We start from the raw sequence: 24883 nt of genomic DNA on the forward strand, positions 1-24883 counted from the left end.
GGTTCACTTCGTGGCCTGCGCTTCGAGCCGGTAGTGAAGTGATTGGGTGTGGTTGATGAGGGTCACCTCGATGAGGTAGTCGGAGGGCTTCCGGCCGTTCGGCGTCAACGTGAACGTCTGCTCGGCGACCCGGCCGGGCTGGGCCCACAGGCCGGCTTCGGCCGCGACCGGCGGATCGGCGACCGCCACCTTGACCCGGCACAGCTGGGTGCTGCGGCCGTGGTGGACCAGCGCGACCGGAACCCGGACGACCGGACGGCCGTCCCGCGTGGTCAGCGCCGGGGTGCCGGCGAAGTAGAGCTCGGTGTACTCGTCCGGCAGCCGCGTGAACGACTCCCGGACCTCGGTCCGGACAGTGGACGACACGGCCGTGGCGACACCCGCCGCCAGCAGCACGGCGCTCACCGCGCCGGCGCCGATCAGCGACCGGGACGTCCGGGTCATATCGCACCCAGTGCGCCGGCCGGTGCCGGCTGCTCGGCCGGCGCGGGCGGCAGCTGTACGGGCACCGGGATCGCCTTACGGAGGCGATGCCGAAAGAGCTGGCACAGGTTGCCGATGCCGTCCGGGAGCGCGTTGAGCTTGACCTCACCCCCGCGCGGGCGGTACTCGATCGGCACCTCGGTGAAGCGGAACCCGGCCGTGGTGGCGGCGTTCTTGATCTCCTGCGAGAACGCCATGCCGCCCGATTCGACGCGCAGCCGCTCCCAGACGTAGCGCCGGAAGATCCACATGCCGGACTGGGAGTCCTTGACGTTGTTGCGGAAGAGCGCCCGGCTGACGCCGCTGAGAAGATGGTTGGCCAGCGTGTGCGAGATCTTCATGGCCTGCCGGTTGCGTCGCAGCAGCCGGTTGGTGGTGAGGAACTCGACCTCGTGGTCCTCGAATGCCGAGAGCATTTCCGGCAATGCGTCGAAGGGGTACGTGCAGTCCGCGTCCCCGGTCGCGATGACGTCGCCCGAGGCCGCCGTCAGTCCCGCGCGATAGGCGTTTCCGTAACCACGCTCCTTTTGAAAGACCACCGTGGCGCCGAGTTCGCGCGCCAGGTCGCCGGTTCCGTCCGTCGAATTGTTGTCGACGACCAGGATTTCGGTGTTCCATCCCATTCGGCGCAAGTCCCGGACAGGGATCGTCTCCATCAGAGGAAAAAGATTCTCCGCCTCGTTGAATGCTGGGATAACGACCGAAAGCGTCTTCGCCACGTCTATCCTTGATGTCCTAGGCCGGCAATGCGAGCAAGGTCGGATCTTGTTGACCGAGCCACAAAGATCGAGGCCACCGGCCTCGATCCGCCACGAAGCTAGCACCGCCGGTTTGCAGACGAAAGTGCGCTCATTTGAAACGGACCACCGGTACGTCCACCATTCCTCCGGTGCGTCGACGTTCCCTGACGATGGTATTAATCCGTTCGGGTTGCCCGCGCCGACAAATGCATCGTGAAACACGAAACGTCATCGCATCGCTTCGTATTCAGGAAACGAATCAGTGACGAGGCGCACCCTTATTCGGATGCCATTTGCCGTAACCCTTCGAATTTCCCCTGGCCACGGCGGTCGGCTGCCGCGAGTGAGAGAAAAGTTCACGATGCCGCGCGGCGGAACGCGGGTCCCGCGACGCGGGTCACCCTCGCGGGTCCCCCGTCAGAGGGAACGCCCCGGCGTGTCGAGCGGATCGAGAAGATCGGCGAGTCTGACCAGTGTGCGAGCCTCCAGCAACAGCCGACCGGGCTCCGGGCGTCCGCGATGACGGGCTCCACGACTCCGGCACCCGCCGCTGCAGCCGGGCCGCAATCAGTTCCGGCGGGAGCCACCACAGTCGGTCGGCCGGCGGCTCGGCGCGAATGCGGAAGGCATTGTCGAATGCCGGTGGCGCCCTCGCCCGGCGCGATGAATTGCCGCCGGCCGCGACGCGGCGACACCTCGATCGACGGCAATGCTCGGCTCAAGGTGACCGCCACGATGACGAAAAATGCGGTATTCGGATTCGCCGTCGGTCACCGTGCATTCGGCGAGTGCGACGGGACGGCCGTGCAATGTGGCCGAAAGACTGTGGGTGACGCCGCCGGGCATGCGCCGGCCTCGGTCGACGACCGGCTCCCAGGTGAACCGCCAGCCACTCGCCCGCGCCCACTCCTCCAGCCGACCGCGCCCCCGGCGCCGCCGGCGGACACTGTAGACCACCACCAGGGCCACGAGCACGGCGAGAACCAGACAGAGAGCGACGCCCGCACCGCCGATCGGCTCACCCACAGGCCACCCGGCGAAGCGCGGCGCCCGCACCGCCGATCGGCTCAGCCGTCGGCCACACGGCGCAGCGCGACGCCCGCACCGCCGATCGGCTCAGCCGTCGGCCGCACGCCGGCGGCACCGGCGATCGGCTCAGCCGTCGGCCGTGCGGCGTAGAGCGGCGCCCGCCGCCAGCACGGCGAAAATCGCGTCGGCCACGGCGATGGCCGCGCCGGTGGCCGGGACCAGACCGAGGATCGCCGAGGAGCCGAGTGCCCCCGCGAGCACCGCCAGCACGGCGACCACGGTCAGCGCCCGAAACCATGCGATCGCCGCCGCGGCGCGAGCGGTCGAGCGGCGGCCCCGGAGGAATGCCGCCGTCGCGACCAGCATCACGATCGCCCCCACCAAGGCCGAGACTCCGAGCAGGACGAAGGTCGCCGCCTCCGCGGGCTGGCCCGGGCCGTCGCGGTGCAGAGTCCACATCAGCCACCCGAGCCAGGCGAACGCCACGTCGACCAGGGCCAGCATGCCGGTGAGTACGGCGTGCAGGGTGCTACGGCGTACGGAAGGCGCCATGCCGCACGCTCAGCCGGTGGCCGCCGCCGGCGGCCAATGACCGCCGGGGAAGGCCGTGTCGTCGTCGAGCTTGAGCCGCAGGCCGGTGTTGGCCGACGCGCAGGAGGCCTTGAGAACCTCCGAGCCGGTGATCAGGGACGCCGAGGCGGCGAGGGCGGCCGCGGCGGCGATGAACGGTGCGGCCGGCAGGCCGGCGATCGTCGCGACCGAACTGACCGCGCCGACGATGCCGATGATCAGCGCACCGAGCGCGGTCACCAGCAGCCCCCAGAACAGGACGATGCTCGACGCGACCGCGGTCAGCGCGGACGCGATGCCGTCGGTCATCGTCGACTTCACCTTGTCGAGCGCCGCCTTCTGCAGCGGCAACGCCTGCCGGTACGCCTCCGCCGCCGTGCCGTCCCACGTGGTGTCGACGCTCAGCAGGCCGGCGTCGGCCGACTGCACCTGGCCGCTGACCGGGCGGCCGACCAGATCGCTCCAGGCGTTGGCGGCGGCCTGCAGGGCGGACGGCGAGCCCAGATTCGCGATGACCTCGCCGAGGTTGTCCCAGACCCGCTTCAGATAGCCGCAGAACGCGTTCCAGCCGTCGACGACCTTGTCCCGCAGGCCGCCGGGCAGCCAGTGCAGCTTGCCGGTGAGCGACTCCTGCAGTTCGGTGGTCTTGCCGTCGATCCGGGCGATCACCGAGTTGATCTTCTCGAGCAGTTCGGCCTCGCTACTCATGGACGTCCCACTCCCCGTCGAATCGGGCGGCCGCCTTGTCGTCGCTCAACTGATAAGCCGTGGCGACCTCGTCCAGCGTGACGCTCAGGCCGCGGGTCACGTCGCGGCCCTCGCCGAGCAGCGCCGCCACCTTCCGCTGGATCTCCTGGTAGGTGTCGAGCAGGCCGGTCGGCACGCTCGCCCACGACAGTTGTGCCTCGCCGAGCGTCAGAGCCGCGGCTTCCTGACCGGCCCGGCCGACCACACCGGACACCTCGTCCCACACCGCGGCGTCGTGCCGCATCGCCTCGATCGCGACGGCGACCGTCGTCATCCTGCCTCCTCGTCACTCGATGACCCGCAGCCGGCGGGCCAGACCGAGCGGGTCCTGCCCCGCCCGTTGAACGGCGCCGAGCGGACTGTCGGCGATCAGTCTCTGCACACCGTGTGCGGCCACCTCCGCGTACGCGGCCCGGAACGCGGCCGTCGCCTGCCGGCCGATATTGATCTCATGGGCCTGGCGCAGCCAGGAGCCCTCGAACCGGACCGCCGTCACCTCGCCGCCACCGGTCATCGAGACCGTGACGTGCCGGTCCGGGCTGCGGCCGGTGTGAGCGGCGCCGAGCGTCGACCGGAGCTTGGCCGAGACCTCGTCGAGGCCCTGCTCGATGTCGCGGGCCATCGCCAGTAGTTCGCCCAGGGCCGCCCGCAGGTCTTCTCCGGACATCTGGCCCGACGCCGCCGCTCGCAGGCGCCGCTGCAGCTCGGCCCGCTGCGGAAACGGATCGGGTGCCGATGAAGACTCATCGGCACCCGACGCATAGCTCTCACCCCACGCGGCAACGCGGTGGGAAACGGCGTTCTGGACCGCGCTGCGGACCGCCTCCCCGAGCCGGTCCTCGCTGACCCGCTGCGGCCAGCCGGCGACCACCGAAACCGCGGCCACGCGGCCGTCCGGGTCGAGCGTGACGCTCACCGCCCCGCTCGCGTCCGTTCCCGGCGCGCCCACCGCATCCTTCGCCGATCGGGCGCGCCGGACGAATTGCTCACCGGCCTCGTAAAGGTCCCCCATGCGCGTCCCCCGTGTTGGTGTCGCGCCGGACTGTCTCAAGCATCAGCCCGGCGCGCAACCCACGTTGGACGGCCCGCCTCAGGCGTCCCGGCGGCGCATCAGCCACGCACCGACGATCAGCGGGATCACGCACTCGGCGAGCATCCACAGATAGCCCGCCCAGGGGCCCAACTGCCCCGGCGTGTGGATGACCTCGGTGATGCGCTGGCCGGCGTTCGTGGTGAAGTGCTTCGAGATCGAATTGCCCCAGTCACCGGGCAGCAGACCGGTCAGCGGCGGCACCACGAACAGCAGGGCGACCGCGGTGGTGATCGAGCCCGCGGTGTGCCGGATCAGCGCACCCAGCGCGAGACCGAGCAGCCCGGCCGCCAAGGCGATCAGACCGGCTCCCAGCACCGCGCGAAGCACTCCCGGGTCGGAAAGACTGGCCGCCAGGTCGTGCGACGACCAGAACGACATCGCCACGAAGAACGAGACGAACGCCGACACCGTGCCGACGACCCAGGCGACGACCCCGAACACCAGAACCTTGGCCAGCAGCACGCGCAGCCGGTTGGGCACCGCCACGAACGTCGTCTTGACGCCGCCGGTCGAGTATTCGCCGGCAATGATCAGTGCGCCGAGCACCGCCAGCGCGAGCTGGCCGAACGCGATGCCGACCATGGCGGCGTTGGTGACGTCGAGCGTCGCGCGGTCGTGGGCGTCCATCTTGTCGACATTGCTCGACGCACCCCAGGCCAGCAGTGTCGAGAAGCCGACCGTCACGACGAACGCGATCAGCAGGGTCCACCAGGTCGAGCGCAGCGACCAGAACTTCGTCCACTCCGAACGGAGCACCCGGGGCAGCGTGGCCCCACCGGCCGGGAGCGCGGACGTGCGCCGCGGCGGCATCGTCGTAGTCGTCATTGCCCGCTCCCCACGGTCGCGCCGGTGGCCTGGTATTCGACCGAGTCCTTCGTCATCTCCATGAACGCCTGCTCGAGCGACGAGCGCTGGGTGAAGAGCTCGTGCAGGGTCAGCTGGTGCTGTGCGGCCAGTTCGCCGACCGCCTCGGTCGTCGTGCCCAGCAGCTCGATGTGCCCGTCGACCACGTTGGGCTGAAGGCCGGCCTCACGCAGGGCATCCAGCATTTTTTCGAGGTCGGGCGTGCGCACCCGGACCAGACCGGCCGAGTTGGCCGCGATGAAGTCGGTCGTGCTCATGTCGGCGAGCAGCTTGCCGAGACCGATGACGATCAGGTGCTCGGCGGTGTTCTCCATCTCGCTCATCAGGTGGCTGGAGACGAAGACCGTCCGCCCCTCGTCGGCCAGCGAGTGCATGAAGCGCCGGATCCAGAGGATGCCCTCCGGGTCGAGCCCGTTGACCGGCTCATCGAAGATCAGGATCTCCGGGTCGCCGAGCATCGCCGCCGCGATGCCGAGCCGCTGCGACATGCCGAGCGAGAAGCCCTTGATGCGGCGGCCGGCCGCTTCAGTCATGCCGGTCATCGCGAGGACCTCGTCGACCCGCCGCCGGGGCAGGCCGTTCGACTGGACCAGCGCGGTCAGGTGGGCCCGGGCGGTGCGGCCACCGTGTACGTCCTTGGCGTCGAGCAGAGCGCCGACGAGTTGCATCGGCGTGCGGGCCGACGTGTAGGGCCGGCCGTTGATCAGCGCCTCGCCCGAGGTCGGCCGGTCCAGGCCCAGAATCATGCGCATGGTGGTGGACTTCCCGGCGCCGTTCGGCCCCAGGAACCCGGTGACGATGCCCGGACGTACTGTGAAAGACAGATCGTTGACGGCAAGCTTGTCGCCGTAACGCTTGGTGAGGCCTCTGGCCTCGATCATGACGGACTCCCCCCGATCCGTAGCGAGTGACCGGCTGACCCTACGACGTCACCGCAAGCCGGGTAAGGGTGGAATACCCGTAGTCAACCCCTGACATCTGTCACCCGTTCGGCAGGCCGCGGCCGCGGACCAGCGGGAGGAAGACCTCGTCGACGATCTCGACCAGGACCTCGTCGGGCACGGCCGGGACGCCGCGCAGGGCGTACTCGCCGCGCAGGAGCATCATCGGCAGCGACGCCACCCGTGGCTGCACCGCCTCGGCCGCCGCCTCGCCGCGGGCCACGGCCCGGCCCAGCAGGGCGAACCAGGCGGCGTTCAGCGCGCCGCCGCCGGCCTGTTCGCGCAGCAGTTCCAGCAGGGCCGGCTCGTCGACGGCCGCCGCGAGGAGGTCGCGCAATATTGCCCCACGGGGCGACGACCAGGTCGCGTTGGCCTGTCGCAGCAGTTCCAGCGCGTCGCCCCGGAGGCTGCCGGTGTCGGGCGCCGGGGTGCGGGCGTCGGCCAGGTGTTTGTAGGCGGCGATGCCGAGCGCGGCGCGCTGCGGCCAGCGCCGGTAGATGGCGTTCTTGTTGGTGCCGGCGCGCTGGGCGACCTTGTCCATCGTCATGCCCGCGTAGCCGGAGGCGGTCAGTTCCTCGGCGGCGGCACGCAGGATCGCCTGCTCCAGATCGGCCCCGCGCCGTCGCTGCCCTGCCGCCACGGTACGCATCGTACCGTAAAGCGTGTACGGTACTACCCGTACCGTAAAGGAGGCGGCAAATGCGCGCTTGGGGCGTCACCTACGACACCGGCTTCACCAACCTGGGCACCACCACCCACGAACCCTTCGACCCCGGCATCGTCGCGGACGACATGCGGGTCATCCACGAGGTACTGCGCGCCGACGCCGTCCGGATCACCGGCGGCGTCGCCGAGCGCCTGGAGATCGCCGCCCGGCACGCGGCCGCCGCCGGGCTCGAGGTCTGGTACTGCCCGTTCACCAACGACCTGACCGTCGACGAGCTGCTCGAGTTCCTGCTGGACGCCGCCGAGCGCGCCGAGCGCATCCGCCGGGAGGGAGCGAACATCCGGTTCCTCACCGGCTCGGAGATCAGCATGATGACGATCGGGCTGATGCCCGGCGCAACCCTGACCGAGCGGGCGGCCGCCATCAGCCGCGAGGTCCTGCCGCGCGTGCAGCGGGCGACGAACGCCGTGCTGGCCCGGGCCGCCGCGGGCGCCCGGGAGCGGTTCGGTGGCCTAATAGGGTACGCGTCGCTCCCTATGGAGGCGGTCGACTGGACGCCGTTCGACTTCATCGCGACCGACGCCGGCTACCGCGACGCGACCAACGCCGCCGCGCTGCCCGGAAATCTCGCCGCCATGACCTCGCAGGGCAAGCCGTTCGCGGTCACCGAGTTCGGCTGCGCGGCCTTCACCGGCGCCGCCGACCGGGGCAGCCGCGGCGCCATCATCGGGTACGACGAGCACACCGCGCAGGCCGTGCGGCTCACCGAGACCGTTGAGCGCAACGAGGCCGAGCAGGCCGCGTACGTGCGCGAGCTGCTCGGCATCTTCGACGCGGGCGGGGTCGACACCGCGTTCGTCTACACCTTCGCCTGCCGGCATCTGCCCACCTCCGACGACCCCGAGCGGGACTTCGACCTCGGCAGCTTCGGCATCGTGAAGGTTCTCCCCGAGGGCGGGCGGTGGGAACCCAAGGCCGCCTTCCACGCCCTGGCCGACTATGGCCGCGCGCGGAAGGAAGGTTAGATCACGCCGATTCCAGGTGGATGTGGGCCGCCCATAGGGACGGCTGGTGCGGGGCGTCCGCGCGGACGGCCCGGACCGCCTCGTGCAGCGCCCGGGCCGCCCCGCCGGTCTCGAGGGACGGGCCCAGACCCGCGTAGAAGGCGGCCGCGACGCGGCCCGCGGCGGCGTCGGCGACCGGCCACAGTGTGCCGACCACGTGGCGGCAGCCGGCCAGCTGGAGCGCGGTCGCGATGTGCACGACCTCGTCGGCCAGCGCCTCGCTCGATCGGGCGGTCTCGCAGGCCGACAGGTACCCGAGTTCGACCGAACTGTCCAAGGCCGACAGTTCGACGGCGGTCAGCGGGGCCGACTCGTGGTCGTGCAGCAGCAGCCGGTTCAGGGCCGGCGAGCGCTCGTCGGTCACGGCGTGGCAGGCGAAGTGCGCGATCCGGTGCCGGGGCAGGGCGGCCAGCACGGCGTCGCGGGTGGCCGCGCGTCCGGACAGGTGGGTCAGGCCGGGCGCGAGGCCGGCCAGTTGCCGGGCCTCGGCGCGGGCGCCCGGAAGGTCGCGGGCTCCGGGCGTACGGCTCATCTCGACCAGCAGAAAGCCGGCGCCGGACCGCCGGGCCGGGGTGTCGCGGGGGCGCAAGGCACCGACCGTGGCCGTGTAGGACGACACGACCTCGTCCATCGCCGCGGCGTGCAGCGGCAGGAACGACGCGATCCCGACCGGGCACCACCAGATCCGCGGGGCGGCCCCGGGCGTGGACAGCAGTCCGAGCTCGGACAGCACCGGCCTGACCACCCGGCTCCGGAGCCAGGCCAGGTCCCGCAGCAGGCGCCGATCGTCGGGCCGGGGCTCCTGGAAGGCGCGCGCCCGCGCCAGCATGTCCGCGTAGTCGCAGTCCAGCCGGATCGCCCGGACCGGCTCCCCCGCGGTCAGCAGCAGGGCGTCGCACCGGAAGCGGCCGGCGTTGACGACCACGATCGAGCCGTCGGCCGGCGGTTGCGGCGACCGGGCGGCCGGTGGCTGCAGGAAGCCGGCCAGGCCGGGAAGCCGGCGGATCTCGGCGAGCAGGCTCTCCCACCGTTCGGCGAGTTCGCGATGCCGGCGCGTGCGGTCGCCGAGCCGCACCACCGTCTCGTCGTCGTGGTAGAGGTCGACGCCGGCCCGGTCGGAGGCGTCGAGGCGGTCGCGGAGGCGGACGAGTTCCGCCGCCCTCGCCGGGTCGGCCCGGCGCAGCGCCTCGAGTTCGCGCCGCGCGCCGATCGCCTCCCCCAGCAACAGTCCGCGCGCCCGCTCCAGCAGTGTCAGCGCCTCCTGAAGGCGGCCGAGGCTGAGCGCGGCCGCCGCCGCTTCGGCCGGCAGGCCGGCCAGCTCGCCCAGTCCGTGCTCGCGATCCGGGCGGAGCAGACGCCGCGGGGCGAGTTGCGGCAGGAGGCCGACGGCTTTCCGGTACGCGTCGAGCGCCGTCTCGTAATCGCCGGTTGCCGTCGCCGCCGCGCCGAGAAACACCGACGCGAGGGCCTGGGTCCGCGGGGTGGCGGCGTCCGGGGTCAGCCGCACCATCTCCTGGACGACTTCCGGACTCGGCGGTTGCTGAGCGAGGGCCCGGATCAGCGACATCTGGGCCATCGCGCGGGACGGATCACCGGTGGCGGCCGCCTGCACGGCTTCCCGGCCGGCCCGGACCGCCGCGTCCAGCGCCGTGCGGTCGCCGGTGCGCTCGAACAGGGCCCGCGCGACGATCGTCAGGTTGTTCAACCGCGCAGAGTGCCCGATGTCGCCCGGCACTCCGGTGTCCACCGCCTCGAGGGCCGCCCGGACCGCCTCCAGCAGTGTTCGCACGGCCTCCGGTCCCTGCGTCTGGGACAGCAGGTGGAGCGCGTTCCCGAGTTCGGTCAGCCGACCGGCCCGTTCCGGGGTGCCGGGCGGGCTCAGCTCCACCGCCTCGCGGGCGGTCGCCGCGGCTTCCTCGGCGGCGGGCGCCCGGCGGGTCCGCTTGTACAGCTCCTGGCACGCGGCGCTCAGGTTGGCCAGATATCGCGCACGCGTCCGATGGCCGGGCGGGGTCCGGGCGACCGCGGCCCGGCCGGCCTGGACGGCTTCCTGCAGCTGGGTCCGGTCGCCGCCCTCCTCGAACGCCGTCCGCAGGGCGATGCCGAGGTTGTTCAGGCACGTGCCCTCATATCGGTAGCCGGCCGGGGCGGCCCGGACCGCGGCCCGTCCCATCTCCACCGCTTCCTTCAGCGTGGCCGGCGAACGCTGCTCGTACGTGAAGAGCGCGTGCAACGAGTTGCCGCAGCCGGTCAGGACCAGCGCGCGGTCGGGGTCGTCCGGCGGGCCTTCCCGCACCGCCCGCCGTCCCACCTCGGCCGACTCCATCAGCAGCTCGGGCCGGCCCGTCATCAGCGCGAGCCGGCGCAGGCTGGTGCTCAGCTGGATCAGGCACTGCCCGTGTGCGGGATCGCCGGGCGACGAGAAGGCGACCCTGCCCCGGTCGGCCTCGACCAGTTCGGCCAGCAGCCGGGGGTCCTCCGTCCACTCCGCCGCCGCGTGCAGGCAGACGCTCAGGGCCTCGAGCTGGATGGGCCGGTCGGCTCGGTCGCCGGTGGCGGCCTCGCGGGCGAGGACGACGAGCCGGCCGAGCACGTCCGGGCCGGGCTCGGCGACGATCACCCGGGCCAGGAACGGGAGCAGGTCGCGCCGGAACACCACCCGCACCCAGTCGCTCTCGGGCAGCTCGTCGACCAGCGACTGCCGGATGCGCAGCAGGCGGTCGACGGCGGCCGGGTCGGCCGTCAGCTCGTACAGCACCATGCATCCGGCCGCCGCGTTGCCGAGGCAGGCGGGCCGATCGGGGTGGTCGGGCTCCATCACGCGGAGGAGCTCGGTCATCTCGTCCAGGCCGGCGGAGATCAGCCCGGCGTCCCGGCGCGCACGGCCCTGGGTCAGCATCGAGGTGGCCCGGGCCGCGGCCCGGTTGTGCTTCCGAAGATGCCGAACCATGCCCCGCCTCCCTTGTGGAGCGAAGCATGGTTCGCCGAGACCGTCAATCAGGCCTGCTCGAGCACTTCCTCGGCCCGTTCCGGGCTGCCGTCGGCCAGACCCCGGTCGATCGAGCGCCGGGAGGCCAGCCAGATGACGACCCCGACCACGAAGACGATGACCTCGGTGACGGTCAGGGCCCAGATGATGCCGGGCAGCCCGAACCAGAGCTTGCCGGCGATCACGATCGGGATGAACAGGACGCCCTGCGACACCGACATGACGGTGGCCGGCAGCGCCCGCCCGGTCGCCTGGAAGAACGAGGTGATCAGGCCGGTGAAGCCGTTCGCGACCATCGCGGTGAGCTGCGCCGCGAGAACCGTGATGCCGAGCTTGAGCACCGAGTGGTCGGCCGAGAAGGTGGAGAGTACCTGCGTGCGGAAGGCGAACACGGTCGTCGAGAAGAGCAGCACGATGGCGCCGACGGTGAGCGCGGAGCCGCGCAGGGCCGCGTTCAGCCGCACCCGGTCGCCCTTGCCGTACGCGTAGGCCAGCAGTGGCAGCACGCCGATCGTCACGCCCATCACCAGGAATTCGGGCACCTGGGCGATGCGGACCGCGACGCCCATGGCGGCCAGCGGGCCGTCGCCGTAGCCGGCGGCGAGGTTGTTGAGCACGAGCGCGGTGACGATCAGGAACGCGGACTGTAGCAGCTCGCCGACACCCACCCCGAAGACGGGCTTCACGACGGCCGGCGAGAGCGTGAACCAGCGCGGCGCGAGGTTGACGTGCTCGCTGTTGCGCTGCAGCCAGAAGGCGAAGTACGCGACGGTGACGGCGTTCGCGAGGCCGGTCGACAGCGCGGCGCCGGCGACACCCCAGTGCAGCGCGAGGATGAACAGCACGTCGAGCACGACGCTGGCGACCGTGGAGGCGATCAGCCCGATCATCGCCTGGCGCGCGGCGCCCTCCGCCCGCACCAGCTGTTCGAGGCAGAAGGCGGCCGCCATCACCGGCACGAAGGCCAGCATGACCCCGACGTAGTGAGTGGTCGCGGCGACCGCGGCGGCGTTCGCGCCGAGCAGCGACACGAGCGGGTGCAGCAGCATCAGGCCGAGGCCGCCGAGGACGGCTCCGGCGACGACCGAGCCCCACACCGCGAACGCCGAGACGTGCTTGATCTGGCCGGCCTTGGCCGGGTCGTTCTCGGAGGCGCCGAGCAGGCGCCCGATGAGCGAGCTGCCACCCACGCCGAACACGCCGCCGACGCCCATGACGATGCCGAGCAGAGGTGTGCCGAACGTGACGGCGGCCAGCAGCGCGGTGTTGTGCTGCGAGCCGATGAATCCGGCGTTGACGACGTTGTAGATCGCGCTGACGATCATGGCGGCGGCCATCGGCACGCACAGGTGCACGAGGGCCCGGGCGATCGGAGCGGCGGACAGGTACCAGCGGTTGGTGCCGACGGCGTCGGCCTTCGCCGGGTTTTCCAGGGTCTCGGTGCTCACGGCAGACTCCTTCGGCAGATTTCGGGCATGGTTGATGGCGCGTCGGCGACGCCGACACGGCCGGGCATGATTCATCGCGCGCCGGCGGTGCCGGCACGGCTTGCGGGTGTACGCGCGGGGACTAGCGGGTCGGTTGCGGCAGCTCCGCGGTGATCTTCAGCAGCAGCGCGTGCAACGTGTCCCGCTCGGCCGGATCGAGGGGGGCGAGGATGGTCTCGTCGGCCGCGTTCATGGCGGTCTCGAAGCCGGCGGTCAGCTCGGTGCCGGCCGCGGTGAGGTAGATGCGCTTGCTGCGCTCGTCGCCGGGCACCGTGCGGCGCTCGACCAGGCCGCGGCGCTCGAGGCCCTGCAGCAGCCCGGAGACGCTGGCCGGGCTCGTGCGCGTGGCCTGCGCGAGGTCACGCTGGATGGCACCGGGGTTCTGCGTGAGGTAGGCCAGGGCGAAGCTCTGCTCGAAGCTGAGCTCGCGCTCGCGAACCCATTCCTCGCCGGCCTTGCGCTGCGCCCATCCGATCCAGCGCAGCAACTCGAGCGTGCTGGTGAGCTTCGGTGCGTCCATGCTTAAGAAGCTAACCGTTAGGACCCTAACTGTCAACATCCAAACTATCAGGACCCGAACTCATCTGAGCGAAGCCTTCGTGCCGCAGCCTTGGACCCTCGCGCCTCGGCGGCAGACCACCACCCCCGCGCGCCTTCCAGATCTCCGCGGTCCTTCAGAACGTCGCCGATGGTAGCCAGCACCGCCGCGGCACCCTCCAAGCCTGGGGGCCTTGTTCCTCTGTTCGCCTTGCGTCGACCCACAAGAAGGGTCCGCAGCATTGCCGCGCCCAAATCGTCATCGGCATCAGCCGCAGCCCGGAGCCACCTCTCTGCATCCGGCTCGTCACCGCGAAGCAGAAGCAGGGTTCCTAACCAACCCATGGCAGGCACGTGTCCCAATTCAGCGGCTTGTTCCCACAGGCTCCAGGCATCTGCCCACCTTTCAGCCTGAAAATGCAGGCTGCCCAGGCCATACATCGCGGGGACGTGACCGAGTCGGATCGCCCGTTTGTACTGGGCTTCCGCTTCCGCCGCCCTGCCACTGCCCCTCAGGAGGTCCGCCAGGGTCGACATCACCGCCGGTTCGCGCGCTTTGATAGCCATGCGCAACCACGGTTCGGCCAGATCAGGACGTCGTTCGATGCGGTAGAGCCCGATTCCCAGCGCACCCGCTGCCAGTAGATCACCGGCCTCGGCCGAGCGCCTCATCCACTGCTTGCCCTCTTCAGGATGCCCCGCCATGTACAACTGTGTGCCGAGCGTTCCCATAGCCGGCCAGTAGCCCTGCTCGGCACCGGCACGAAGCCAGTCGATCCCTTGGTCGACGAGGCCCAGGTCGAGGGCACCGGTCCCCGCCATGAACATCGCGTCGACGTTGCCGGCCTCCGCGGCCAGCCGATAGCCCTGATACGCGTGCTGTGTCATGTCCTGCTCGTAGGCGGCGCCCGCGACGGAATAGGACGCTTCCGGATCGCCCAAGTCGAGCAATGTTGTCCACACGAGTTCCGGTACGGACGTCGCTGCGGCGCGCTGGGCGTAATCGGTCAGATAGTCGAAGGGTCGGTAAAGTCCTTCACCGACGGGCTCCAGACAAGAGCTGGCACCGCGAACCGGATACATTGCCCACTCAAGCCCTTCGTTGAAGGAGGACAGTCCCCGCCGATGACGGAGCCGCGGATCAATATAATCAAGGTAGAGAGCTTCGAGGAGGTCCCGGGCCAAGGAGTTCCTGTAACCAGCTCGCCGACAATCCACCGCGGCCGAGACAATGGCGGCACCAACGGGGTCTTCGCCGTCGGATCCCGACTGCCACCGTTGAAGGGCAGCCGGAGCGGCGCAGATATATTCGGTCAGGCCGCCCCCGGTGGACTGATCGAGAGCATCCGCAATTCGTTCATCCCAGCGCCATTCGCCTGCCTGCCTTGTCTCGTCAGCCGAGAGGCGAGCCGGCAGCCTGATGATGTTCGCGATCTCCAAAATCTTCCGGACACGTCGAAATCTGTTTTCGGTTACGAGTTGGGACTGATCGCCTGCGGTCATCGACCGTTCAAGGAAGCGACGCTCCTCCGAGCGCATCGTCGCCAGTAGAACCACACCTTCTCGCTCAGGACCGCATAGCTCTGCCAGAAGGTGCTCGTCGAAGGTCGGGCTCGCGAGGTAGAACTCGAAGTCATCCAGCCAGATCACCAATTGCGGAACCTGAGCGAGTTCACCCGCCACTTCCCGGAGCTCGGCCACGTCCCGTGGGTTAGACATGAACCACTCCGCACACGAACGCTGCAGGGCAGCAAATGCGGTTCGAGTCTTGCCCGACGCAGATGCCCCTTCGATCAGAACAAGTCCACCGATTCCAACAGCCGCATCGATTTGTGCATCGACATCTCGCGGAATGTAAGGCGGCAGGTCGACCGCCATTCCTAGTGCCGCCAGCCGCGCAGCCGTCGACTCGCTACTCGGGGCCGACCGATGGACTCCGATGTGTATGGGCGAAAGTTCTGCCACGCGCAACAGCCGAGGAGCCGATCGGGAACGCCGCCGGTCGCTCGGTCCAACGTCACTTGGTTCCCGCGGGGTGCAAAACTGTTCAGCCGCTACGCGCCCGAAAAATGCTTCCACGAGTTCGAAATCGCTCCGAAGCTGCTCCGAAAGCTCTTCCCCGTCCCAGCACTCGAATTGGATTCCCGACTCCCGGAGAGCCAGGGTCGCCCTCTCCACTGCCTCTGCCTGCTCGGTCCGGTCCAGTTGGGCGCGTGTAGCGATAACGAACATTTCGGTACGGGCGGCCCATATCCCCCGGAGAAATCTCTCGACCGCGTCAGCTATTTCTGAACCAGTCATTCTGGCGACGTTCCGACACTGAATCGTTCGGTACCGGGAGGCATTCGCCCCGGCCTTCCGCAGAAGGCAGTAAAGGTCGATGCCATGTTGATTCTGACCTCTGGTGCCATAGAGGCGGCCACGATCCACCTCGCTGTCGCGGCGCGCCAATCGAAGGATCAGCCGCTCGAAGTTCTCCCACGTCAATTCGTGAAAGGGGAGCAGCTGTGGACGAGTTGCTATGAGGGGCGGCGGGTTGCCTGTCGGAGGCTCCTCGAGCCATGGCGGTATCGGCGAAGCGCTCTCGGCGTCGGCGGCCGATCCGTTGCCGGCACGCCCGCCTCCCATCGCAGAGTCGCCGGGCATCATCGAGCCTGACGGACCTGGAGCCAGACCTGCTCGATCGGGTGCGATGTGCAGGCGTCGGCCGCCTCTCGCACGCCTTCCACCCCGGCCACACCCTTAGCGGAAAAGACCGTCTCCCGATCTGAAGCCATGCGAGAGGACAGTACCCCGGTGTCACGGCGCCGTCACGGGCCGGTATGCATTGCCGGCTGAACGGTGTACACGTTGCGGGCACGTCGGGTGCCGAAGGGCTGCGCCGGTGAGCGATCAGGTGTTATGACCGCTCACCGGCGCATTCGCACGCCGTGGATTACCTGGTGACCGTGAAGGGCTCGGCGACCTTGGTCGCCGACTTGGCGCCGGACAGGGTGACCGAACTCGCGCCCGGCTTCGCCCGCCCGGGCACGCTGATGGTCGCGCCCGAGATGACCCCGTCGGCGTTGGCCTTGAGGGCCGTGGCCGTGAGGCCGTCGCCGAAGGTCCCGGTGACGTTCTCGTTCGGCGCGAAGCCGGAACCGTCAACGGTGATCGCCGTGCCGCGCGGGCCCGCGGCGACCGACAGCTTCACCTGCGGCTGGTAGGCCGGTACGGCCGCCTGCTCGGGCGCCTGGACGGTGACCGCGGTGGCGGACGCCGCCGCGGCCTTGGCCACGGTCACCGTGAGGGTGACCGTGCTGCTGGACAGCGTGTCCCACGCCGTGACGTGCACCGTGTAGGTGCCCGGCTGGGCGTAGATGTGCGTCCCGCTGATCGCCCCCGACCCGTCGACCGTGGCGTCCGACGGCGCCGTGCCGTCGCCCCACTGGACGTGGGCCTGGTAGCCGGTGGAGCCGGCGAGGCCGCCGGTGACCGAACCGAGCGGGGCGGTGAGCGCCTGCCTGGCGGTCGCCGACTCGTTCTTCCCGGCGGTCAGCGCCAGCGCCTCGCGCGGCGTGCCGTCGTCGGCGACCGCGAACACGTGGATCCGGCCGGCCGTGCCGGGGTCACCGGTCTGCTTCGGCAGGGTCACCGAGACGAGCGTCCTGCCCGCCGGGATCTGGTAGGGCGCGGTAGCGAACACGAACGGCACCGCGCCGTCCTTGTCCGTGCCGTGCAGCCGGTAGGCCGACTTGGCCACCACGATGTTGCCGAACGACGGGGTGCCGTTCGCGTTGCCACCCAGCGTCCAGTCGCTGAACTGGATCGGTGTGGTGGCGGTGCTGCCGTCGCCGAAGGTCAGCGTGGCCGTGGTGTTCTGGTTGCCCTCGGTCCCGGTGCCGATGAACGAGATGCTCTTGGCGTCGGAGGGCAGGTTGAGGGCGATCGTGCTGCCGTTGCCGGTCGCGTTGTCCGGCTGGTTGGCCGGGACAACGGGCGCCGTGAACGACAACGCCGTACCAGGCACCGCCGTCCGCTTGCCCTGGGTCAGGCCGGCCGCCGCGAGCGCGGCCCGTGAGTATTCCCAGCCCTGCGTGTCGCAGTTCGCGCCGGGGACGCCGTCGTCGCCGATGCAGACGCTGTCGAACGCGGCGGTCAGGCTGTTGACCGGCGCGTACGCCACGTCGACGCCGACCGTGGCGGAATCCTGGCTGGTCCCGTCGGCCACCGTCACCGAGGCCTGGTAGTAACCGGGCTGGGCGTACGTGTGCGAGCCGCTCACCGCGTACACGGCCCGCGAGCTCGGCGAGATCGTGCCGGCGGTGACCGGCGAACCGTCACCCCAGTCGACCGTGGCCTTGTAGTCGGCCGCCGTTCCGCCGGTGACGGTGGCCAGTGGCACCGACACCGCGGCACCGGACCGGGCAGCCACGCCGCCCGCGCCGCTCACCGTGACCGCGCCGCCGCCGAGTACGACGTCGCCGCCCGCGAGCAGCTCGATCTCGGCGAGGTTCGGCGTCGCCGTCGTGGACTTCGTGACCAGCAGCCGGTAGTAGCCGAAGCTGCCCGGCAGGCCGATCCGGTAGTCCTTGGTCTGGTTACGCCACTGGAATACCTCGCCCGGCCGGTAGTCGACCGTGGTCCACTTGATGCCGTCCTTGGAGGCCTGCAGCTGCCAGTCCTCGGGGTCGCCCGGGGTCGCCCCCGAGGTGACGGTGTAGTAGGTCGGCGCCTGCTTGCCGCCCCGGTACGCCCAGGTGATGGTCGGGGTGCCGGTGGTGAACGACATCTGCGTCCGGGACGTGTCGTCGAACAGCTTCGACGCGTCCTGTCCGCCGGTCGCGGTCGCGGTGCCGAGACCGGGACCGGTGGTGTCCTGCAGCGGCTTCGGCACCGCGGTGCCCTTGGTCAGCGACACCGGGGCGTCGTTCTTGCCGGTGCCCCAGGTCGAGGGGTTCGGGCCCATCTTGAAGTCGATGGTGCCGCCGTTCTCGAGACGCGACGAGTCGATGGAGGTGCTCTTCTGCGTCGCGCCGTTGACCTTCACGCTCTGCACGTAGACGTTCTTGGTGCTGTTGTTCTGCGCGTTGACGACGATGTCGCCGGTCGAGCGGTGCACGGTCATCTGGGTGAACTGCGGCGAGCCGATGACCCAGTTGGGCGAGCCGTTCTGCAGCGGGTAGAGGCCGAGCGAGCTGAGGATGTACCACGACGACATCTCGCCGTTGTCCTCGTCGCCCAGGTAGCCCTGGCCGATCTCGCTGCCGACGTACAGCCGCCGCATGATCTCCCGCACGATGGCCTGCGTCTTCGACGGCGCTCCGGCGTAGTCGTACATGTAGGGGATGTGGTGCGACGGCTGGTTGCTCATGCCGAGCTGGCCGATGCGTACGGCCCGGGCCTCCACCATCTCGTGGATGGTGCCCCCGTAACCGCCGGGGTGGTCGGCCTTCTCCGGGGTGGCGAAGAACTGGTCGAGCTTGTCCTGAAGCCCCTTCTGGCCGCCGTAGAGGTTGGCCAGGCCGTTGCCGTCCTGCTGGGCGGTGAAGGCGTAGTTCCAGCCGTCGGTCTCGGTGTAGACGCCACCCCAGTCGAGCGGGTTGCCCTGCTGGAAGTTGCCGGAGGCGTCGCGGCCCTCGAAGAACTTCGTCTGCGAGTCGAACAGGTTGACGTAGTTGCGGGCCCGCTGCAGGTAGTAACCCGAGTCGTCCTGCAGCTGCTCACGCCGGTCGGCCGGCGTCTTCGGGTCCTGGGCCAGGGCCGCGGCCATGTTGCCGATGCCGTAGTCGTTGATGAACCCTTCCAGCGCCCACGACACCGACTCGCCGGTGGAGGTCGGCGTGTAGCCGAGGAACAGCGACGTGTCGATGCCCTTGCGGCCGACCTCGCTGCGCCCGGAGGCCACCGTCGCGTCCTTCACCGCCGCGTCGTACGCCGCGAGCGGATCGGGGAGCTTGACCCCGTTGAGGTACGCCTCGGCGAGCGCGACGTCCGCGCTGGTGCCGGTCATCAGGTCGGCGTAGCCGGGCGAGGACCAGCGGGCGATCCAGCCGCCGTCGCGGTACTGCTGGACGAAGCCGTCCGCGATCTTGGCGGCGATGTCCGGGTAGAGCAGCGAGTACGCCGGCCACACGGTGCGGTAGGTGTCCCAGAACCCGTTGTTGACGTAGATCTGGCCGTCGACCAGCTTGGCGCCGGTCGTGGTCGCGGTCGACGCGCCGGTCGCCGCGGACACCGGGCTGGCGTACTGCCAGTGCGGCTGGGCGGCGGTGCCGGTGTTCTCCGACTGCGAGTTCGGGTAGAGGTTGAGCCGGTACAGGTTGGAGTAAAGCGTGACCTGCTGGGTCTCGGTGGCCCCCTTCACCTCGACCCGGCTCAGGCGCTCCTTCCAGGCCGCCGTCGCCGCGGCGTGGATCTGCTCGAAGCTCTGGCCGGTGACCTCGAGGTCGAGGTTCTTCTTGGCCTGGTCGACCGAGATGAACGACGTCGCGAACCGCAGGGTCACCTGCGAGGTCGCCGAGGTGTCGAAGGTGGCCGACGTCGAGCCGGTTCCGGCCGGTGCGCGGTCGAACGCGCCCGAGAAGAACATCCGGGTGCGCCCGGCCGAGAGGCCGCTGCCGTTGTCGACCCAGCCGGTGACCGTCCCGTCGGTGCCGAACGAGAAGTTGCCGTTCTGGAAGACGAGGGTGCCGGTCGCCTGCCCGGCCGTGAAGCCGAACTGCATGACGCCGCCGTGGTCGGTCGGCGACATCTGCGCGGTCATGCCGTTCTGCAGCTTGACGCTGTAGAAATCGGGCCGGGCGATCTCGTCGTCGTGACTGAACGCGAGCGCGCGGCTGCTGGGCTGCCCGGTGGTGTTGCCACCCGGCGGCACCGGCATGATCGACATCTGGTTGCGGTCGCCCATCCACGGGCTGGGCTCATGGGAGATCGCGAGCCCCTGCAGCATCGGCAGGTTGGCCGCGTTGTTGTTGCGCTGGTACACGTACTCCCACGAGTTCGACGTGGCGTCGGTGACCGGCGTCAGGAAGTTGAAGCCGTTCGGCACGGCCGAGATCGGAAGGTTGTTGCCGCGCGAGAACGAGCCCGAGGCGTTGCTGCCGCGGCGCGTGTCGACGTAGTTGGTGAGGCTGGAGCCGTCGATCGCCGCCGGCGTGGCGGTCACCGCGAGGTCGTCGATCCACCCCTGGAAGTGGGTGGCGGCGGTAGCGCCCGGGTTGTCGTAGGCCAGGAGGATGCGGTCGATCGTCTTGCCGTTCGCCACGTCACCGATGTCGGACTGCACGGCGTTCCACTCGTCGGCGAAGAGCACCTTGGACGCACCCTGGCCGGACGCGGTGAGCGCGTTGCCGTGCTGGTCGACCGGTGACCGCGAGCTCAGGTAGGTGCCGTCGGTGAAGTGCAGGTCGATCGCCGCGTACGTGGACGGGTACTGCAGGTCCTCGCCCGTGAGCTCGGGGAAGATCTTGTAGCTCAGCCGGGTCTTCGGGCCGACCGGGATGTTCACGTCGTAGAGCTTGTCGGTCGCGTACGAGCGGCCGGCCGCCTGCGCGCCACCGGCGTACCGCAGGGATTTGACGCCGGTGAAACCGGCGCTCGGCAGGTCGTTGGCACCGCGGGAGGGTCCCGATCCGACCTCGCTGACCATCGGGCTGGCGGCCGGCTGGGTGTCCGTGCCGTCGCTGATGTCCCAGTCGGCGAGCTGGATGATCGAGTCACCGGAGTTCGCGGTGACGTTCAGCCGGTAGTAGCTGTAGGCGGTGGTGTTCGTGAAGGTGTACGTGTTGGTCGCGAACCGGCCGCCGAAGGTCTGACCGGTCCGGCTGTCCAGATCGGTCCACTGCGAGCCGTCGTCGGACCCCTGGATCGTGAAGTTTTTGAGGTCCCGGCCCGGGGCGTCGTTCGCCGAGGTCAGCGAATACTTCACCACGGCCACCGGCGCGGACAGCCGGTAGGCCGCCCAGCCGGTCGTGCTGAACGCCAGCCACTTGGTCGACGAGTCGCCGTCCTTGAGGTTGGCCGCGACCTCGCCGGGCGGGTTCTCGGCGCTCGCGGTGACGGCGCTGACCTGCCCGAGCACGCTGCCGGGCAGCCCGCTGCGGATCGATCCGGTGAGGTTGCCCTGCACCGGCTTGCCATCCGGGCCGACCTCGGCCGTGCTGGCCGTCGGCTGCTGGTCACCGGATTCGAACGAGGAGCTGAAATCGCCGGGCGTGGCCGCGGCGTAGGCCCCGGCCGGAGCGGCGAACACTCCGGCCGAGACGAGTAAGGCGCCGGCGACGGCTGTCCACCGCCGGAGCAAGGAAGAGGCAGCGCGGGAGCCGCCGATCACCTTCATGCGCAACTCCTGGGGACAGGCGCTCGATCGGCGCCCGGGATCAGAGAGCGTCAGCTTCACCCCGCACTGACAACGTTGTCAAGAAAAGATCTCGCAATCTTCCCGAAACACCGCGGCTCCCTTTAGGAGTTCACTACCCGGCCGTACGCGGAGCACCGCCGGGAGTCGCACCGTAGACGAGCCGGAGGATCGCGTCGGTCAGCGTGTCGAGCAGTTCGTCGTCGTCGTAGGCGGCCGGGTTGGCATAGACCTCGGCGAACGTGATGGTCCGCAGGTGCACGGCGAGCTTGGCGATCAGCGCGGGCGGACCGCCGACGGTCAGCCCGGCCCGGGCGTCCCGCTCGATCCGCTCGGAGAAGAGGGAGCAGCCGTGGTCGACCAGCCGGTCGCGCACGTGCATCACGTCGGGCCCGGGATCGGGCGTGATGAAAGCTTCGCGCAGCCAGCGGCCGTCGGTCTTCCAGCGCGCGAGCCCGGCGGCCAGCCCCCGGCGCAACGCGCCCCGGTCGAGGCCGTCCGCGGCGAGCCACTCGGCCAGCTCGAGGTCGGCCTCGGCGAGGCGCTGGTCGACCAGTGCGGCGAGCAGGGCCTGCTTGGACTCGAAGTAGAAGTAGAAGCCGGAACGCGCGATGCCGGCCGCACCGGCCAGCTCGTCGATCGTGACCTGGCTGATCGACTTGTCGCGGAAGACCGCCCGGGCGGCCTCGATCAGGGCCTGCTCCCGCTGATCGCCTTTGGTGGGGGCACGGCGACTCTTGATGGCTGGCACGCCATCGACTCTACAGTCCGTCGTAGGAAATCGACGTCACATCTTTAATTCTCGACACGGTGTCGAGGGCAGGTCTAGCGTCGGACGGGTGACCTCGAAATCGCGCCTCGCGCTACCCGTCGCCTGCTACGTGGTGCTGCTCGTCTCGGCGCTGCAGACCCTGGTCGTCCCGGTCGTCGCCGACATTCGGACCGCCCTGGACGTCTCCGTCAGCGCCGCCAGCTGGGTGGTGACCGCCAACCTGCTCGCCGCCGCGGTGTTCACGCCGATGCTCGGCCGGCTCGGCGACCTGTACGGCCGCCGGCCGGTGATGCTCGGCGTGCTGGCCGTGGTGCTGCTCGGCTCGATCCTGGCCGCCACCACGTCCGACCTTCCCCTGCTGCTCGTCGGCCGGGTCGCCCAGGCGGCCAGCTTCGGACTCTTCCCGCTGGCCATCGGCGTGCTCCGCGAAGAGCTGCCGCCGCAGCGGCTGACCGGCGCGATGGCCCTGGTCAGCGGCATGCTCTCGGTCGGCGCCGGGTTCGGGCTGGTGGTCACCGGGCTGCTGATGCGCAACGGCGGCGACTACCACGAGCTGTTCTGGCTGGCCACCGCCCTGACCGCGATCGGTCTGGCCGGGGCGTGGCAGCTGCCGCGCCGCGCGGGCGCGGCCGCCGGCCGCCTCGACTGGGCGGGCGCCGCCCTGCTCGGCCTCGGCCTGGTGCTGCTGATCCTGCCGCTCGAGGAGGGCAACGGCTGGGGCTGGGGCTCGGCCCGGGTCCTCGGCTCGCTGGCCGCCGCGGTCGTCGTGCTCGTCGCGTTCGTCCTTCTCGAACGCCGCGTCACGCATCCCCTGGTCAGCACGCGGATGCTCAGCCATCGCCCGATCGTGGTCGCCAACGCGGCCGGCCTGTTCCTCGGCTTCGCGATGTTCGCCGTCTTCCTGGCCGTCTCCGCCCTGGTGCAGACCCCGCGCGAGGTCGCCGGCTACGGGTTCGGCGCGTCCGTGCTCGCGGCCAGCCTGGTCTACCTGCTGCCCGGCACGGCCGGCGGCGTGCTCACCGCACCTCTCGGCGGCCGGCTCGTCGCCCGCTTCGGCGCCAAGGCGACCCTGGTCATCGCGGCGGTGCTGGCCTGCGCCGGCTTCGCGATGCTGGCGGTGCTGCACGCGGCCACCTGGGAGGTCATCGTCGGGGCTCTGATCGTCAACACCGCGGTCACCTTCGGGTACGCGGCCCTGCCGGCACTGCTCATCGCCCACGTCGCGCCGGCCGAGACCGGCATCGCCAACAGCGTCAACTCGATCTCCCGCTCGGTCGGCATGTCGCTGGGCACCGCGTTCGTGGTCACGATGATGACCCGCAACGCGATCCCGGGCCCGGTGCCGCTGCCCCGCGAGGCCCAGTTCGTGACCGTCTTCGTGGTCGGCGCGGTCCTGGCCGCGATCGCCGCCGCGGTGGTCGCCGGGGCACTCCCCCGCGTGCGCCCGGAGCCGCTCACGGTGGCCGAGGTGGAGGCCGACGAGGTGCTCGGCGCGGCCGGCCTGGAGGTCGCCGGCCCACAGGCAGGTGCCGGCCCGCTGAGCGAAGAGGTGCCGGCCCGCTAAGCGGTGCCTCCCCGGGTGACCAGGGTGGTGCGGTGCACCGAGCGCTTCGGCGGGCCCTCGGCGCCATTGATGCGGGCGAACAGCAGTTCGGCCGCGTGCGCGCCCAGCCTGGTCGCGTCGTAGGTGACCAGCGCGACCGGCCGGGACAGCAGCGCGGCCAGTTCCACGTCGTCGAAGGCGGCCAGGCCGACCGGGCCGCCGTACTCGTGCAGGGCCTGCAGGACGCCGACCGCCATCCGGTTGTTGTCGGCGAAGACCGCGTCGACCGGGTCCGGCCCGTCGAGCAGGCCGGCCGCCGCCCGGTGCGCCTCGGCGACGGTATGCACGCCGAGCCGGATCAGTGCCGGGTCGGCGAGCAGGCCGGCCTGCTTGAGCGCCTGCTTGTAGCCGGCCAGCCGCTTCGCGCCGGTGGTGACGGACGGGTCGCCACCGATGTACGCGATCCGCCGGTGCCCCTGTCCGATCAGGTGCCCGACCGCACCTCGCGCGCCGCCCTGGTTGTCGAGCAGCACCGCGTCGGCGGCGACCCCGGCCGGTTTGCGGTCGATGAAGACGATCGGCGCCCACCGGCTCAGCTCGGCGTGCAACTCGTGCTGCGGTTGCGCGGTCGGCACCACGAGCACGCCGTCGACCCGGCGGCGCAGCACCAGGTCGCGCAGCAGTTCGCGTTCGCGGTCGTAGCTGTGCCGGGTGCTGCCGACCACCAGCATGTGCCGGTGCTGCCGGGCCACCTCCTCGGCGCCGTCGGTGATGGCCGACCAGAACGGGTTGGCGACGTCCTCGATGATCAGCGCGATGGTGTCGGTGGTCTGCCCGGGGCGCAGCGCGCGGGCCGCCTCGTTGCGCTGAAATCCGAGGTCCGCGATGGCGCGCTCGACCGCGTCCCGCGTCTCCTGGCGGATGTAGCGCTCCTTGTTGACGACGCGCGACACCGTCGCCGGGCTGACGCCCGCCGCCTTCGCGACGTCATGCATCGTCGGGCGACGTAGCGACATGCC

At 70.4% G+C, this 24883-nt stretch carries 18 protein-coding genes; 2 read left to right on the plus strand and 16 right to left on the minus strand.

Going from position 1 to position 24883, the window contains the following annotated elements; genetic code table 11:
- Positions 1 to 3: 3 nt before the first annotated feature.
- The 9 genes from ACIA5C_RS02660 to ACIA5C_RS02700 form a co-directional block, all read right to left on the minus strand.
- Positions 4 to 444, minus strand: a complete 441-nt coding sequence (locus tag ACIA5C_RS02660) for a hypothetical protein (RefSeq protein ID WP_396050491.1) — start codon at positions 442 to 444, stop codon at positions 4 to 6.
- Entirely contained in the window at positions 441 to 1445 is a 1005-nt protein-coding gene (locus ACIA5C_RS02665; protein ID WP_396050492.1) for a glycosyltransferase family 2 protein, read from the minus strand. The genes ACIA5C_RS02660 and ACIA5C_RS02665 overlap by 4 nt, the downstream gene beginning before the upstream one ends.
- A gap of 933 nt (positions 1446 to 2378) precedes the next feature.
- Positions 2379 to 2804: a hypothetical protein gene (locus ACIA5C_RS02670; RefSeq protein WP_396050494.1), complete on the minus strand. Its 426-nt coding sequence runs from the start codon at positions 2802 to 2804 to the stop codon at positions 2379 to 2381.
- A 9-nt stretch (positions 2805 to 2813) separates the two neighbouring features.
- Positions 2814 to 3530 carry a WXG100 family type VII secretion target gene (locus tag ACIA5C_RS02675; RefSeq protein ID WP_396050495.1) on the minus strand — a complete coding sequence of 239 codons (717 nt, stop codon included), beginning with the start codon at positions 3528 to 3530 and terminating at the stop codon, positions 2814 to 2816.
- Complete coding sequence (locus ACIA5C_RS02680; RefSeq protein WP_396050497.1) at positions 3523 to 3843, minus strand: hypothetical protein; 321 nt, start codon at positions 3841 to 3843, stop codon at positions 3523 to 3525. The genes ACIA5C_RS02675 and ACIA5C_RS02680 overlap by 8 nt, the downstream gene beginning before the upstream one ends.
- 12 nt (positions 3844 to 3855) lie before the next feature.
- Positions 3856 to 4581, minus strand: a complete 726-nt coding sequence (locus ACIA5C_RS02685; RefSeq protein WP_396050498.1) for a hypothetical protein — start codon at positions 4579 to 4581, stop codon at positions 3856 to 3858.
- Positions 4582 to 4659: 78 nt separating this feature from the next.
- Entirely contained in the window at positions 4660 to 5487 is an 828-nt protein-coding gene (locus tag ACIA5C_RS02690; protein WP_396050500.1) for an ABC transporter permease subunit, read from the minus strand.
- A complete protein-coding gene (locus ACIA5C_RS02695) occupies positions 5484 to 6407 on the minus strand; it encodes an ABC transporter ATP-binding protein (protein WP_396050502.1) in 924 nt (307 codons plus the stop codon). Before ACIA5C_RS02695 ends, ACIA5C_RS02690 begins: the two co-directional genes overlap by 4 nt.
- 100 nt (positions 6408 to 6507) lie before the next feature.
- Positions 6508 to 7107, minus strand: a complete 600-nt coding sequence (locus tag ACIA5C_RS02700; protein ID WP_396050504.1) for a TetR/AcrR family transcriptional regulator — start codon at positions 7105 to 7107, stop codon at positions 6508 to 6510.
- Between the two features lie 59 nt (positions 7108 to 7166).
- Here ACIA5C_RS02700 and ACIA5C_RS02705 point away from each other — a divergent pair, with 59 nt between their 5' ends.
- Entirely contained in the window at positions 7167 to 8159 is a 993-nt protein-coding gene (locus ACIA5C_RS02705; protein WP_396050506.1) for a hypothetical protein, read from the plus strand.
- Between the two features lies 1 nt (position 8160).
- On the opposite strand, the gene ACIA5C_RS02710 is transcribed toward ACIA5C_RS02705, so the two are convergent.
- The 6 genes from ACIA5C_RS02710 to ACIA5C_RS02735 all read right to left on the minus strand — a co-directional run bounded on the left by ACIA5C_RS02710 (position 8161) and on the right by ACIA5C_RS02735 (position 22300).
- Positions 8161 to 11148 (minus strand): CHAT domain-containing protein, encoded by a 2988-nt coding sequence (locus ACIA5C_RS02710; protein WP_396050508.1) that lies wholly within the window; start codon positions 11146 to 11148, stop codon positions 8161 to 8163.
- A gap of 47 nt (positions 11149 to 11195) precedes the next feature.
- A complete protein-coding gene (locus ACIA5C_RS02715; protein WP_396050509.1) occupies positions 11196 to 12635 on the minus strand; it encodes an MATE family efflux transporter in 1440 nt (479 codons plus the stop codon).
- Between the two features lie 121 nt (positions 12636 to 12756).
- On the minus strand, positions 12757 to 13194 hold the full coding sequence (locus ACIA5C_RS02720; RefSeq protein ID WP_396050511.1) for a MarR family winged helix-turn-helix transcriptional regulator: 438 nt from the start codon (positions 13192 to 13194) through the stop codon (positions 12757 to 12759).
- A gap of 47 nt (positions 13195 to 13241) precedes the next feature.
- A complete protein-coding gene (locus ACIA5C_RS02725; protein WP_396050513.1) occupies positions 13242 to 15089 on the minus strand; it encodes a tetratricopeptide repeat protein in 1848 nt (615 codons plus the stop codon).
- 1057 nt (positions 15090 to 16146) lie between these two features.
- Positions 16147 to 21531: a GH92 family glycosyl hydrolase gene (locus ACIA5C_RS02730; protein ID WP_396050515.1), complete on the minus strand. Its 5385-nt coding sequence runs from the start codon at positions 21529 to 21531 to the stop codon at positions 16147 to 16149.
- 133 nt (positions 21532 to 21664) lie between these two features.
- Positions 21665 to 22300 carry a TetR/AcrR family transcriptional regulator gene (locus ACIA5C_RS02735; RefSeq protein WP_396050516.1) on the minus strand — a complete coding sequence of 212 codons (636 nt, stop codon included), beginning with the start codon at positions 22298 to 22300 and terminating at the stop codon, positions 21665 to 21667.
- Positions 22301 to 22388: 88 nt separating this feature from the next.
- Here ACIA5C_RS02735 and ACIA5C_RS02740 point away from each other — a divergent pair, with 88 nt between their 5' ends.
- Complete coding sequence (locus tag ACIA5C_RS02740; protein WP_396050518.1) at positions 22389 to 23885, plus strand: MFS transporter; 1497 nt, start codon at positions 22389 to 22391, stop codon at positions 23883 to 23885.
- Here ACIA5C_RS02740 and ACIA5C_RS02745 read toward each other — a convergent pair.
- Complete coding sequence (locus ACIA5C_RS02745; protein ID WP_396050519.1) at positions 23882 to 24880, minus strand: LacI family DNA-binding transcriptional regulator; 999 nt, start codon at positions 24878 to 24880, stop codon at positions 23882 to 23884. The two genes, ACIA5C_RS02740 and ACIA5C_RS02745, sit on opposite strands and share 4 nt — an antisense overlap.
- Positions 24881 to 24883: the final 3 nt, after the last annotated feature.

The organism is Actinoplanes sp. NPDC051343 (assembly GCF_044455125.1).
Taxonomy (GTDB): domain Bacteria; phylum Actinomycetota; class Actinomycetes; order Mycobacteriales; family Micromonosporaceae; genus Actinoplanes.

Coding starts and splice junctions, on each gene's coding strand:
- ACIA5C_RS02660 (WP_396050491.1), bottom strand. CDS start 444: ATGACCCGGACGTCCCGGTCGCTGATCGGCGCCGGCGCGGTGAGCGCC.
- ACIA5C_RS02670 (WP_396050494.1), bottom strand. CDS start 2,804: ATGGCGCCTTCCGTACGCCGTAGCACCCTGCACGCCGTACTCACCGGC.
- ACIA5C_RS02675 (WP_396050495.1), bottom strand. CDS start 3,530: ATGAGTAGCGAGGCCGAACTGCTCGAGAAGATCAACTCGGTGATCGCC.
- ACIA5C_RS02680 (WP_396050497.1), bottom strand. CDS start 3,843: ATGACGACGGTCGCCGTCGCGATCGAGGCGATGCGGCACGACGCCGCG.
- ACIA5C_RS02685 (WP_396050498.1), bottom strand. CDS start 4,581: ATGGGGGACCTTTACGAGGCCGGTGAGCAATTCGTCCGGCGCGCCCGA.
- ACIA5C_RS02690 (WP_396050500.1), bottom strand. CDS start 5,487: ATGACGACTACGACGATGCCGCCGCGGCGCACGTCCGCGCTCCCGGCC.
- ACIA5C_RS02695 (WP_396050502.1), bottom strand. CDS start 6,407: ATGATCGAGGCCAGAGGCCTCACCAAGCGTTACGGCGACAAGCTTGCC.
- ACIA5C_RS02705 (WP_396050506.1), top strand. CDS start 7,167: ATGCGCGCTTGGGGCGTCACCTACGACACCGGCTTCACCAACCTGGGC.
- ACIA5C_RS02710 (WP_396050508.1), bottom strand. CDS start 11,148: ATGGTTCGGCATCTTCGGAAGCACAACCGGGCCGCGGCCCGGGCCACC.
- ACIA5C_RS02720 (WP_396050511.1), bottom strand. CDS start 13,194: ATGGACGCACCGAAGCTCACCAGCACGCTCGAGTTGCTGCGCTGGATC.
- ACIA5C_RS02725 (WP_396050513.1), bottom strand. CDS start 15,089: ATGGCGGTCGACCTGCCGCCTTACATTCCGCGAGATGTCGATGCACAA.
- ACIA5C_RS02730 (WP_396050515.1), bottom strand. CDS start 21,531: ATGAAGGTGATCGGCGGCTCCCGCGCTGCCTCTTCCTTGCTCCGGCGG.
- ACIA5C_RS02745 (WP_396050519.1), bottom strand. CDS start 24,880: ATGTCGCTACGTCGCCCGACGATGCATGACGTCGCGAAGGCGGCGGGC.